A 12,335-nucleotide genomic window follows, 5' to 3' on the forward strand; every position below is an offset into this window, starting at 1 on the left:
CACGCATCTGCCATCCGTCCGTCAGAAAACCACGGATTTCCGCGCGCTTCTGGCCAATGATCAGGTCGATGCGGTCTATTGCGCCGTGCCGCATGTGCTGCACGCGGCGATTTATCCAGAGATCATCGCCTCGGGTAAACATCTGCTGGGTGAAAAGCCCTTTGGCATGGACGGCACGCAGAACGCCGCGATCATGGCGGCGATGACCGGACGGCCCGGCCAATTGATCCGCTGCTCGTCCGAGATGCCCTTTTATCCCGGTGCGCAGCAGGTGGTGAATTTCGTGCGTTCCGGCGCGTTGGGCGACATTATCGAGGTCGAATGCGCGTTCCTGCACGCCTCGGACATCAACCCGGACAAACCGATCAACTGGAAACGGATGATCGATGTGAACGGCGCTTATGGCTGCATGGGCGATCTTGGGATGCATGTCTGCCATGTGCCGCTGCGCCTTGGCTGGCGGCCCCACAGCGTGCACGCCAGTCTGGTCAAGCGGGTGACGACGCGCCCCGACGCCTCGGGGCGGCGTGTCCCCTGCGAAACATGGGACAACGCCACGATCACCGGCCTGGTCGGCAGCGGCATAGGGGCCTTTCCGCTGGTGCTGAAGACATGGCGCATCGCGCCGGGGGAATCGAACACATGGTCGATCCGGGTGCTGGGGATGAACGGCTCGGCTGAATTTTCAACCAAATCGCCCCGGCAATGGCGCTTCATGCATTACGAACCCGGCGGGCGGCAGACCTGGCAGACCGAGGATCTGGGCTATCAGTCGCTGTTTCCGGCGATCACCGGCGGCATTTTCGAGTTTGGTTTCACCGACGCGATCCAGCAGATGTGGGCGGCCTTTCTGGACGAACTGGCAGGCGGCGACGCGAAGGGTTTTCCCTGCGCCACCCCCGCCGAGGCCGCGCAGCACCACGCGATCCTGACCGCCGCGCTGGCATCCGGCACCGAAAACCGCGTCGTCGGGGTGGAGTATCCATCATGAAACGATCACAGATCAATCAGGCCATTCACGCGGCTGAGACGATGCTAAAGGCGCAGAACTGGACGATGCCCGATTTTGCGCGCTGGACGCTGGCCGACCACGCCGCCCATCCCGACCGCAGCCGCTGGCTGGCCGAACGGCAAATCGGCTGGGACGTGACCGATTTCGGAGGCGGCAATTTCGAACGGCGCGGCCTTGTGCTGTTCTGCGCCCGCAACGGCATCGACAGGGTGGCGGGCGAACGGACCTATGCCGAAAAGCTGCTGTTCATCGGTGTAGATCAGGAAACCCCGTTCCACGCCCATCGCCGCAAGCTTGAGGACATTATCGTCCGCGCAGGCGGCTTGCTATGCGTCGAATTTCAGGCCGAGGGCGCGGTCGAACCCGAAAGCGGCGAACCGGTGGCTGATCGCATCCGCATCGACGGCGCCGAATATCCTGCCCTTGGCTGCATCCACCGCCTGCGGGAGGGACAGGGCATCACCGTGCCGCGCGGCCTGCAACACCGATTCTGGGCCGAGCGCGCGCCGGTCTTTGCCGCCGAGGTCAGCCAGTGCAATGACGACCGCAACGACAATTTCTTTTTCGAACCGGTGGGCCGCTTCAGCCGCATCGAAGAGGACCAGCCCCCCTTGCGGCTGTTGTGGAATGAGGGCGCAACATGACCGCTGCGCGCCCCGAACCGTCCCGTCAGGGCATTGTCTGCGTGGGTAACTGGATCCTCGACATCATCCACGACATTCCCGCATGGCCGGAAAAATCGGAACTGGTCTGCATCTCGGCCCAGACGACAGGTCTTGGCGGCGGCGCTGCGAATGTCGCCGCCGATCTGGTGGCGATGGGGGTGCCCTATCCGGTGATCCCCGTGGGACTGATTGGCGCGGGGCCACTGGGGGATGAGGCGCTGGCCCTGTGCCGCAAGGCCGGGCTGTCCCTGGACCGGATCGCGCGAACATCGCGGGCGGGCACCTCGCAGACGCACGTGATGAACGTGCCGGGCGACAGCCGCACCTTCTTTCACCATACCGGCGCGAACGATCTGCTGGACGCCAGCCATATCGACATGGCCGGGCTGGCGGCGGCGGGCGCGCGGATCTTTTATCTGGGCTATCTGAACCTGCTGGCCACGCTGGACCGGATCGGCCCGGATGGCCGCAGCGGCGCGGCGCAGGTGCTGGCCGAGGCGCGCGCGCATGGCATGATGACCTGCGTGGATCTGGTATCCTCGCAGGCCGGGGATTACCGCCGTACCGTGATGGCGACCCTGCCCGAAATCGACGTGCTGTTCCTGAACGAGATCGAGGCGGCGCGGGCAAGCGGCATCCCGATCACCGGCGAAAACGACCGCGACGGGATGATCCGCGCCGCGCATGTGCTGGCCCATGGCGGCGTCCGGCACGCGGTGATCATGCATTCGGCCCGGCAGGTGGTCTGGCTTGAGGCGGGCGAGGCCCACATCTTTCGCCCCGAGCCGCTGCCCCCCGAAAAGATTGTCAGCGCAGTCGGTGCCGGCGATGCCTTTGCAGCGGGTGTGCTGCACGGGCTGCATCAGGACTGGCCGCGTGACAGGGCGGTCGCCCTTGGCTTTCGCGCGGCAGCGGCCTGTCTGGGCGCGCAGACCGCGACCGGCGGTCTGGCTGCGCTGCGGGGCGCCGGATCGTGATTTTCAGGCGGGGGCGCGCGGCGGGATCGCCGTCCCTGCCCCTGACGGACCTAGTCCGAACGGACAGCCCGGCAATCCGGGGGGGCAGCCGCGATACCTCGTCGCACTATGAAACATCCGACTGCCCGGATGACTGGATAAAGCCTCTGCGACTAAGATAGTGGTCAGCTTCACCAAAATCCGAGGGGAATTTGTCTTTTTATATTCAACCATACGGAAACATGACATGCAGATCCGCCCTGCAATTGGGCACACTAATAATCCGATGGGCTAGGTCGCCGGAAAATCGTGGTATGCAAGTGTCCCGTTGGTATACCTGACATTATGCCTATCTTTTGTTTACCCCCTCATATCGTTATGGTTACACGAGAAAAGTCGAGAACCTTTCTTATCGCCCGTACCTGGTTGCCGCAGTCTTTCCCTCACTGAAACTCGCACGCAGCTTATCTTATTGTTCGGGTCCATGATGAACAGCACCGCATGTCCCTGTCCGGTAATTTGGACCAAAAAGACTGGAATCGTCTTGAAAACCGAACAGTTTTACACATATCGGACAAAGTGGTCCCTGATGAATCATGCGACCTGCCGGATACCGGCCCGCGCGATGCAGCCCGTCATCGGCGTCATGTCTGGCAGAGCATCATGAATAACGGTCACGACACTGGAACGCACAGCGAAGCCGCGCAGACCGATGGCGCAGGGCTGACCCAGGCACTGAGGCGCAGCGAGGTACGGTTCAGGGCGCTGGCCGCGCTTTCGGGCAAATGCGATACTCTGGCGGCCATCACGGCGTTTCTGTTGGCCATCCGCGACACATTGCAGGCCGATGACGCGATTTATCTGCAGGATCAGGCCGACGAAATCACGGTGGCTGCCTCGGCGCGACCGGAACTGACCGGGCGGCAGCTTGCTATCTCCAGCCGGAACCTGCACCACGAGGCGCATCTCACCGGTGCCGACGCGCTGCTTGGAAAGGCTCTGGGGGCGCCCCGCTCGATTCTGGTGGTGCCGATGAACCTGCTGGATTGCCCGCAGGGTGCCTTGCTGGTCAGCAGCGCGAGATCCGGCCATTTCGCGAATGACCTGCCCCTGCTGCGCCAGCTTGCCGATCTTGCAACGCGGCACACGCATTCGGTCCATGATTCCTGCCGCGCCGCCTTTGTCGGCACGCATCTGGGCGGGCTGCTCAGGGCGACCGGGGCAACGCAGGTTCTGGATTGCAACTCGGCCACGGTCCGGCAGGCCTATGGCCGGCTGACCGACATGCAGGGCCAGCTTGTCGATATTCTGGACGCATTGCTGACCACCGGACTGGAGGATGTGGACGCGGCCATTGACCGGACGCTGGCACGGATGGGGCATTTGACCTCGGCCGACCGGGTCTATGTCTTTACCGTGCGGTCGGGCAACGACTTTATCGACAACACTCATGAATGGTGCGCGCCGGGGATCGAGCCGGTCAAGGACATGCTTCAGGGTATTCCCGTGACCGTGCTGAAGGAATGGGGCTGGCTTGATCGCTTTCTGGCGCGTGAAGGCGTCATCATCAGGGATATTTTTTCTCTTCCGGATTCCTGCCCCGCAAGTCTGCCACTGAAACGGCAAGGCACGCGGTCGCTGCTGGTCGTGCCCATCATGCAGGGTGATCGGTTTCAGGGTTTTATCGGGTACGATTCGGTGCGGCAGAGTCGCGATTTCGAACCCGGCGAATTTTATCTCATACAATCGGTAGCTAAAGTAATGGATTGGGTTTTGGCCAGACATGAAAATAACAGGCGCCTGCAAGAGGCGCATGACGATACCCTTGCACAAAGCAAACGGCTGAAGGCCGTTCTTGCGGCAATTCCCGACCTGGCGCTGGAGGTCTGTCCCGAAGGTCGTTTCGTGACCTGGCATTCCGACATCGCCAGGGTGCCGCCCGCACTGGCATCTGTCGAAAAGGGCAGGCGGCTGGCCGAAACCCTGCCGCCCGACATCTGGGCGGTCTGTCGCGACGCGATGGATCAGTTGGCCACAAAGGGCAGCTTTGCGTGCGTCACCATCGCGTTGGGGGCGGACCCCGAGAAACACTGGTACGAACTTTCCGCATCCCGTATTGGCAGCAGCGGCTATCTGTTCGTGCTGCATGATGTTACCGCCGCCCATCACCAGAATGCCGAGATCGAGCTTCTGTCCGAAGTCGCGCGCAGGACGACGAATATCGTCGCCGTGACCGATCCGCAGCGGCGGGTGCAATGGGTGAACCAGGCATTCACCGACATCACCGGCTGGACGCTGGACGAGGTGCGCGGCAGAACCCCCGAAAGCTTTCTGCGCACGGAAGAGGTGGACCCCGAGACCAGCGACCTGATCACCAACACCGTCTCGGCGGGTCGGCATATCAAGACCGAGGTGCTGAACTATACCCGCGATGGCCGGAAATTCTGGTCGGATCTGGATGTTCAGCCGCTGTTCGATACGACGGGCCAGATGCGCGGACTGGTTGCCGTGGCCAATGACGTAACCGCATTCCGCCAGCAGGCCGAAGCGCTGCAAAAGGCCGCGCGCCAGGCCGCCGCCGCCCGCGCCGCGCTGGAGGCCGCCGTCAACGCCCTTCAGGACGGTTTTGTGCTGTTCGACGCCGAGGACCGGCTGGTCGTCTGCAACGCCCGCTATCGCGAGCTTTTTCCCTGTTCGGCAGAGCTGATGGAGCCGGGCGTCACCTTCGAGACACTGCTGCGTCACTGTGTCGCGGCAGGTGAATACCCCGAGGCCCTTGGCCACGAAGATGAATGGGTCGCCGAACGTCTGGCCCTGCATCGCCAGTCCTACAGCGAATTTGAACAGCAATATCCCAATGGCACCTGGCTGCGGGTGTTTGAAAAGGCGACATCGGATGGTGGCCATGTGGGGCTGCGCGTCGATATCACCAAGCTGAAACAGGCCGAGATCCGCGCGCAATCCGATCTGGAAACCGCGATGGAGGCCAGCCTTGACGGCATCTCGTTCACCGATGCCGAGGGCAACTTCCAGTACATGAACCGCAGCCATCTGGACATGTTCGGCTTTCACAGCGACGAGCAGGTGATCGGCCAGCCCTGGACCATTCTCTATGACCCTGAAACCATCGCATGGATGCAGACCAATACCATGCCCAAACTGTCCGCCCGCGGGCACTGGTCGGGCGAGGTGGTCGGCGTCGCGCAGGATGGCACACAGGTCGATCAGGACGTTTCGCTGACAATGAAGCAGGATGGCGGCATTTTGTGCGTCACCCGCGACATGCGCATCCGCCGCAGCGAAGAGGCCGAACGCGACCGCCTGCGCGAAGATTTGCAAATGGCCCGCCGACGCGAGGTGATCAGCCAGATGGCCGCCGGGCTGGCGCATGATTTCAGCAATCTGCTGACGACGATTTCGGGTAATGCCACGCTGATCGAACAATCCGCCGCCCCCGGCAGCCTGACCGAAATCGGCGCGCAGCGGGTGCAGGCCGCCTCGGATCAGGCGGTGGTGCTGGTGCGCCGTCTGCTGACCCTTGGCGCGCATCGCTCGGCGCCGGTTCTGGTCGATCTGTGCGATCCTGTCCGGCAGGCGTCGGATCTGCTGCGCGTCAGCCTGCGCGCGCCCACGCGGGTGCGGCTGGAACTGGCCGCGACCCGGCTGGAGGCGATGGCCGATCCAACCGATGTTCTGCAGGTGCTGCTGAACCTTGCAATCAACGCCAATGACGCGCTGAGCGGGCGTCCGGGCGAAATCAGGATCTCGGTCCATGCCGCGACCGAACAGGAACTGGCAGGCTCCTTTGCCCTTGGCCGCATTGATCCGCGCCGCGGCTATCATGCCATCGTCGTCAGCGACGATGGCTGCGGCATGCCCGCCGATGTGGCCGCCCGCGTGTTCGAGCCTTATTTCACCACCAAAGGCAGTGGCGGCACCGGTCTGGGCATGTCGGTCGTGTCGTCTGTCGTGCGTTCGAACCGGGCGGCGCTGCGGCTGGAATCGACCGAGGGCCAGGGCACAAGGATCACGGTCCTGTGGCCCGCCGGCCGCCCGCCAGTATCCGAGCCCGCCAGCACCCCGGATCTGACGGGCTTGCAGGGGCGGCTGGACGGCAAGCTTGTGCTGCTGGTCGATGATCAGCCCGACGTTCTGGATGTGCTGGCCCGCATTCTGGAAGGTGCGGGCGCCGAGGTCGCTTCGGCCGACCACCCGCAGGACGTGCTGAGTTCCGTCGAGGAACATCCCGAAATCTGGGACGTCCTGATCACCGATCACGACATGCCCGATATCAACGGCACCCAGCTTGCCAGTCGCGTTCGCGCACTGGCCCCCAACCTGCCGATCCTGCTGATCTCATCCGTGGTGGGATCGACCGACCTGTCCGGTTCGACCTTCGATGCCTTTGTCGGCAAGCCGGTCGATCCCGATGTTCTAGTCAAGAATGTAGAAGCCCTTGTTCGAACGAAAGAAAAGACAAGACGACCCTGAGCGGGCATCACTTGTCACCCGAAGGAAACATGATGCGCATCCTGATTGCCGATGACCACGATCTGCTGCGAGACACTCTGGATCTCTGGTTCAGGCAGGAACATATCGACGTCACCCCGGTCGGCGACCTGCCTGCCGTCCTGACCGTAATCAATGACAGTGATCCGTTCGACCTGATCCTGCTGGACTACGGCATGCCGGGCATGAACGGGCTGGACGGGCTGCAAGGCGTGCTGGGGGCCAGCAAGGGCGCGAATGTCGCGCTGATGTCCGGCATCGCGCCGCGCGACGTCGCCGAACGTGCGCTGGACATGGGGGCATCGGGCTTTCTGCCGAAATCCCTGTCGGCCAAGACCTTTGTGAATGCCGTCAGGTTCATGGCCTCGGGCGAACAATATGTGCCCATCAATTTTGTCACCAGCGCCCATGATTCCGCGCAGATGCATCCGCTGGCGCAAAAGCTGACGCCGCGCGAAAGGAACGTGCTGCAATTCATCTGCGAGGGGCGTTCGAACAAGGAAATCGCGCGCGAACTTGGCTTGCAGGAACCCACGGTCAAGCTGCATGTCACATCGCTTTACCGCAAGATCGGCGTCAAGAACCGCACCCGCGCCGCCCTGCTGGCCAAGGAATCGGGGCTGTTCTGACAGCCCCTGATCGCCTTAACCGGCGCTTTCGGGCGCCTTGATCACCTTGGGGATTTTCCCGGCAGGGGGGGTATTGCGGCTGCGGCGGGACCGGATGACCCCGTCGATGATCGTCATGCCAACCCCCGGCAGATTGCCCAGTTCAACGGATTCCAGAATGGTCTTGCCTGGCGCGTGCTGGGCCTGATCCATCAGCACGAAATCGGCGGCATAGCCGATTTCCAGCAGCCCGGTATCAAGATCGCGCTGCCGCGCCGTGTTGCCATTCGCAAAACAGAAAGCCGTAGCCGCATCGACATTGCCAAGGCTGGACAGCATCGCCACCATTCGCAGGATCCCCAGCGGCTGCACCCCCGATCCCGCCGGGCCGTCGGTGCCCAGAATGATCTGGTCCATCTTGTCCAGCTCGCGCGCCGTGTTCAGCGTCAGCAGCGCGGCGCGTTCATTGCCGTTATGAACGATCTCAAGCCCCTTGAGACAGCTTTCGCACAGGCAGACGATCTGGTCGTCGGGCAGCGCGGAATGGCCACCATTGATATGGCCGACCACATCCGCGCCGGTTTCCAGCACCATATCCGCGTCGATCAGCCCCGATCCGGGGATCGACGGCCCGCCGGTATGGATGGTAGACTGGATGCCGTACTTGCGCGCCCATTCGACCATCTGCCGCGCCGTCTTGCCATCCTTGACCGAGCCAAGCCCGACCTCGCCCAGAAACCTGACCCCGGCATCGGCCAGTTCCTTGAAATCATGTTCCTCCATGCCATGTTCGATCACCGGCGCGCCGGCCAGAACCTTGACACCCGAGGGGCGGAAATTCTCGTACCAGCGCTGCGAGGCAATCGCCATCGCCTTGAGGCCGACAATATCCTTGGGCCGTCCCGGCATATGCACCTCACCCGCCGAAATCATCGTCGTGACCCCGCCATTCAGCGTCGAATCGATCCAGTTCAACTGTTGCTGGCGGGGGGTGTAATCGCCGATGACCGGGTGAACATGGCTGTCAATCAGCCCCGGCGCGACGGTCACGCCATTGGCGTCGATCAGGGTCGTCGCCCCTTCGGTATCCAGATCCTTTTCATGGCCAAAGGCGGTGATGCGGCCGTTCTCGGCGACGATGCAATCGCCATCGGCGATCGGAGCCTCGATCTTGCCCGTCAGCAGAAGGCCGATGTTCTTCACGACAAGTTTGTCAGCGCCCACGATCTTGCCCTTTCCGTTACTGGTGTTAGCATGCTAACAATAATTCGCGGAAATTCAAGCTTTGCGTGCCGGGCGGGCAATTTCACATCCGCATCGAGGCGGGCTATACTGGCCCACCCTGACAGGAGAAAACCGTGCCAAATGACCTGACATCGGCCTCGGGCGCGACACCGGGCTATGTGCTGGATGACCAGATCGGGTTCATTCTGCGGCAGGCGGCGCAGCGCCATTCGGTCATATTCCAGAAGCTTTCCCCCTATGACCTGACGCCCACGCAATTCGCGGTGCTGATCCGGCTGCATCAGATGGGCGAATGTTCGCAGAACGAACTGGGCCGCAGGACGGCAATGGATGTCGCCACGATCAAGGGCGTGGTGGACCGGCTGCGCAGGAAAGGCTTCCTGAACATCCGGCCCGACCCGCAGGACCGCCGCCGCACGCTGTTATCGATTTCCGAAACATACAAGGACATCGCCCCGGCGCTGCATGAGGCAGGGACCGACATCACCGCCGCGACCCTGGACCCTCTTGCCCCGGCCGAGCGCAAGGAACTGCTGCGCCTGTTGCGCAAGATCAGCGATTGACGACCCTGGCTTGGGCTGCCGCGACCACGGGCCGGGCGCAGATGCGCACAAGGCCGCCCCTGCGGACGGCCTTTGGACATTGCGGGACATCGCCCCCGGAGCGGTTTCCGATCAGGCAGCCTCGGCCTCGGCGGCCATTCGGCGTTCGCTTTCTTCGCGCGACAGCGCAACCGAGGTCCGCACACCCTTGGCCACAAATTCCATCAGCCCCTTCACGACCCGTTCGTTCGGGTCGATTCCGGCACAGCTCAGCACCTCGCGGCCGTCGCGCGACCGCGCCCACCGGGCAATCTGCTCGGGTCCGTTGCCGTATTTCTTGTCATCAGCAATCGCGTCGTCCAGCGCCGCAAGCACCACCGCAGCAAACAGCTTGCGAGCGCGCTGACCCTGTTCGAAATTGTAAGCCGAGCCGTCCACAAAATCGCGCATATCGTCGTCCATTCCTCTGGCCACGGGTAAACCACAGCCCTTGCGGGAAGACATTCGTCTACCCTTCGTTGTTATTTCCGTTTCTCTGACGGTGCCGCCTGCCTTAGCCCATAACCGCCTCGATTCGGTATTCCCTGCGCGTCATGTCTGCTATGCGTCAGTTGCATACCGGGCGAAAGAGGGCAAGATTTTAATAAGCCTCTTGATTTCCCGCGTCGTCTTTTGTTCATCACTACTTGACAACGCTTCTGTCCCGATTTGGTTGCCTCGCGGCAACAGGAACGATATAGGGGCGCGACTGCGCCGTTCAATGCCGGACGGTCGCCATTCTCGAAACATCTCTCACGAGCGCACCGATGCCCAAGATCAACGGCAATGAAATCCGCCCCGGCAATGTGCTGGAACATGACGGGGGCCTGTGGGCCGCCGTGAAGGTCAACCATGTCAAGCCCGGCAAGGGCGGCGCCTTCGCCCAGGTCGAGCTGAAAAACCTGCGCGACGGCCGCAAGCTGAACGAACGTTTTCGCAGCGAAGACAAGGTCGAACGTGTCCGCCTTGACCAGAAAGACCAGCAATTCCTGTATGAAACCGATGGAAGGCTGGTTTTCATGGACAGCGAGACATTCGAGCAGACGGAACTGGATGCCGACCTGCTGGGCGACCGCCGCCCCTTCCTTCAGGACGGCATGACCGCCACCATCGAATATTACGGGGAAGAGGCGCTGTCCGTCTCGATCCCGCAGAAAGTCACCTGCAAGGTCGTCGAGACCGAGCCGGTGGTCAAGGGCCAGACCGCTGCCAACAGCTACAAGCCCGCCATTCTGGATAACGGCGTGCGGATCATGATTCCGCCCTTCGTCGGCGAGGGTGAGGATATCGTCGTGAACACCGAGATCTTCGAATACAGCGAACGCGCCTGATCTGATCACTTTTCCGTTTGTTGACCTGACGTCCCGCCCCAGGCGGGGCGTCTTTTGTTTTGGATAAACAAAACTCATCCCGTAGAATGTTCGCGCAATGAGCAGAAATCGCGTCCGGAACAGGAAGACAAGCGCCGATGCCCCTGCACGATCCATCAGTTGCGTCGGAATTTCGCCTCCGATGGGCCATGCCCGCAGATCTGCCGCTGCTGGGCGAGGTGGCGCATGACGCAGTCCATAACGGCGCCGGGCCCTATTCGCAGGCGCAGCGCGCCGCATGGTTGCCCGATGTGCCGGACTGGGCCGCAAGGCTGGCCGACCAAAGCGTTGCCCTGGCCGAACAGGGCGACCGCATCGCAGGCTTCATGACGCTGCTCTATCCTGAAGGCTATGTCGATCTGGCCTTTATCCGCCCCGACACACGCGGACGCGGGATGTTCCGGGCGCTTTGCACGCTGATCGAAACGCGGGCGCTGGAAATCGGGATCGCCTGCCTGCACACCCATGCCAGCCTGATGGCCGAGGGGCCCTTTGCGGCCTGCGGATTTGAACTGGTCGCCCGCGAAAGTGTCGAACGCAACGGTCAGTCGCTGCAACGGGCCGAAATGCGCAAACTGTTGGCAGAGGAACCGCCGGCCTGACCGTGATCCGGCCCGCAATGTGTAGCCATTTGATTTTACACTGATGCTGCGCCAATTTGACAATCAGGCCGGCTTTCGTCAGCTATATCCATCGCGTGAACAGCCTGCGGCGCTACGCGCGCCGGTTATCCACTGTCAGCCGCCGGATCAGCCGTTCGCGCGCGGCTGGCAGGCTGCGGCCAGCCAGCTCTGCCGCCAGCCGCGCATTCAGAAAATGGCCGGTGATCGCCAACCCTTCGGCCAGGCCGTTGCCGCGATTATCGCCCGCCCCGCCCAGCAGCGCGGGCAGCGGCAGCAGCCGGTCGGCCCAGTCCCCCGCCCCCTGCCGACTGACCGCGCGACCCGAGCGCGGGCTGACATAGGCCAGCCCCTCGGTCGCGCCGGTCACTGCGCAGCGATCCAGATCGAGGCCAAAGCCCATCTCGTCCAGCAGCCGCATCTCCCATCGCAGGTAATCGGTGGCCCAGTCCGCACCCTCTTCGATCCGGTCCAGCAAGGTTTCGGTCAGCGCGGTCAGCGCGGGATGGGGGTCACGTTCGGGCAGCGCAAAGACCAGCAGCGCACAGATCGCATTCAGCCCGGCCAGCGCCAGCGGATCGGCCATCAGCCCGGCGCGCAGCCGCACCGGCTCGGCGCTGAAATGGCCCAGATGGCTGTCGTCACGCGCCCTCCAGCGCAGGTCCAGCCGCGCACCCGGTTGCAGCATCGCCGCTCGTTTGCGCGACGCGCCGCCCGGAACCAGACCGGCATGACGGCCATACTGCACGGTCAGCACGTCGATGATCAC

11 protein-coding genes are annotated in these 12,335 nt (G+C 62.8%); 8 read left to right on the plus strand and 3 right to left on the minus strand.

The genetic code is table 11. The features are described from left to right. From ACK5L9_RS06835 to ACK5L9_RS06855, 5 genes are all read left to right on the plus strand, one after another. On the plus strand, positions 1 to 991 hold a 991-nt coding region (locus ACK5L9_RS06835), incomplete at its 5' end, for a Gfo/Idh/MocA family protein (protein WP_416910718.1). Further along, a complete protein-coding gene (locus tag ACK5L9_RS06840; RefSeq protein WP_416910719.1) occupies positions 988 to 1,656 on the plus strand; it encodes a D-lyxose/D-mannose family sugar isomerase in 669 nt (222 codons plus the stop codon). The genes ACK5L9_RS06835 and ACK5L9_RS06840, both read left to right, overlap by 4 nt. After that, entirely contained in the window at positions 1,653 to 2,654 is a 1,002-nt protein-coding gene (locus ACK5L9_RS06845) for a carbohydrate kinase family protein (protein WP_416910720.1), read from the plus strand. The genes ACK5L9_RS06840 and ACK5L9_RS06845 overlap by 4 nt, the downstream gene beginning before the upstream one ends. Positions 2,655 to 3,296: 642 nt before the next feature. Next, entirely contained in the window at positions 3,297 to 7,124 is a 3,828-nt protein-coding gene (locus ACK5L9_RS06850; RefSeq protein ID WP_416910721.1) for a PAS domain S-box protein, read from the plus strand. Positions 7,125 to 7,153: 29 nt separating this feature from the next. Further along, positions 7,154 to 7,771 carry a response regulator transcription factor gene (locus tag ACK5L9_RS06855; RefSeq protein ID WP_416910722.1) on the plus strand — a complete coding sequence of 206 codons (618 nt, stop codon included), beginning with the start codon at positions 7,154 to 7,156 and terminating at the stop codon, positions 7,769 to 7,771. A gap of 15 nt (positions 7,772 to 7,786) precedes the next feature. Here ACK5L9_RS06855 and ACK5L9_RS06860 read toward each other — a convergent pair whose 3' ends face one another. Beyond that, complete coding sequence (locus ACK5L9_RS06860) at positions 7,787 to 8,974, minus strand: amidohydrolase family protein (protein ID WP_416910723.1); 1,188 nt, start codon at positions 8,972 to 8,974, stop codon at positions 7,787 to 7,789. Between the two features lie 134 nt (positions 8,975 to 9,108). Here ACK5L9_RS06860 and ACK5L9_RS06865 point away from each other — a divergent pair, with 134 nt between their 5' ends. Next, positions 9,109 to 9,558 carry a MarR family winged helix-turn-helix transcriptional regulator gene (locus ACK5L9_RS06865; RefSeq protein WP_416910724.1) on the plus strand — a complete coding sequence of 150 codons (450 nt, stop codon included), beginning with the start codon at positions 9,109 to 9,111 and terminating at the stop codon, positions 9,556 to 9,558. A 111-nt stretch (positions 9,559 to 9,669) separates the two neighbouring features. Here the strand turns inward: ACK5L9_RS06865 and ACK5L9_RS06870 are convergent, their stop codons facing one another. After that, positions 9,670 to 9,987, minus strand: a complete 318-nt coding sequence (locus tag ACK5L9_RS06870; RefSeq protein WP_416910728.1) for a DUF6280 family protein — start codon at positions 9,985 to 9,987, stop codon at positions 9,670 to 9,672. A 356-nt stretch (positions 9,988 to 10,343) separates the two neighbouring features. Here ACK5L9_RS06870 and efp point away from each other — a divergent pair, with 356 nt between their 5' ends. Both efp and ACK5L9_RS06880 read left to right on the plus strand, forming a co-directional pair. Beyond that, positions 10,344 to 10,907 (plus strand): elongation factor P, encoded by a 564-nt coding sequence (gene efp, locus ACK5L9_RS06875; RefSeq protein ID WP_416910725.1) that lies wholly within the window; start codon positions 10,344 to 10,346, stop codon positions 10,905 to 10,907. A gap of 188 nt (positions 10,908 to 11,095) precedes the next feature. Further along, a complete protein-coding gene (locus ACK5L9_RS06880; protein ID WP_416910726.1) occupies positions 11,096 to 11,548 on the plus strand; it encodes a GNAT family N-acetyltransferase in 453 nt (150 codons plus the stop codon). Positions 11,549 to 11,660: 112 nt separating this feature from the next. On the opposite strand, the gene recO is transcribed toward ACK5L9_RS06880, so the two are convergent. Then, the coding region (recO, locus tag ACK5L9_RS06885) for a DNA repair protein RecO (protein WP_416910727.1) at positions 11,661 to 12,335 on the minus strand (675 nt) is incomplete at its 5' end.

The organism is Paracoccus sp. (in: a-proteobacteria) (assembly GCF_047973135.1).
GTDB lineage: Bacteria > Pseudomonadota > Alphaproteobacteria > Rhodobacterales > Rhodobacteraceae > Paracoccus.

Excerpts from the sequence above, each read along its gene's own strand:
- ACK5L9_RS06840 (WP_416910719.1), top strand. The coding sequence starts at position 988 with ATGAAACGATCACAGATCAATCAGGCCATTCACGCGGCTGAGACGATG.
- ACK5L9_RS06845 (WP_416910720.1), top strand. The coding sequence starts at position 1,653 with ATGACCGCTGCGCGCCCCGAACCGTCCCGTCAGGGCATTGTCTGCGTG.
- ACK5L9_RS06850 (WP_416910721.1), top strand. The coding sequence starts at position 3,297 with ATGAATAACGGTCACGACACTGGAACGCACAGCGAAGCCGCGCAGACC.
- ACK5L9_RS06855 (WP_416910722.1), top strand. The coding sequence starts at position 7,154 with ATGATGCGCATCCTGATTGCCGATGACCACGATCTGCTGCGAGACACT.
- ACK5L9_RS06870 (WP_416910728.1), bottom strand. The coding sequence starts at position 9,987 with ATGCGCGATTTTGTGGACGGCTCGGCTTACAATTTCGAACAGGGTCAG.
- efp (WP_416910725.1), top strand. The coding sequence starts at position 10,344 with ATGCCCAAGATCAACGGCAATGAAATCCGCCCCGGCAATGTGCTGGAA.
- ACK5L9_RS06880 (WP_416910726.1), top strand. The coding sequence starts at position 11,096 with ATGCCCGCAGATCTGCCGCTGCTGGGCGAGGTGGCGCATGACGCAGTC.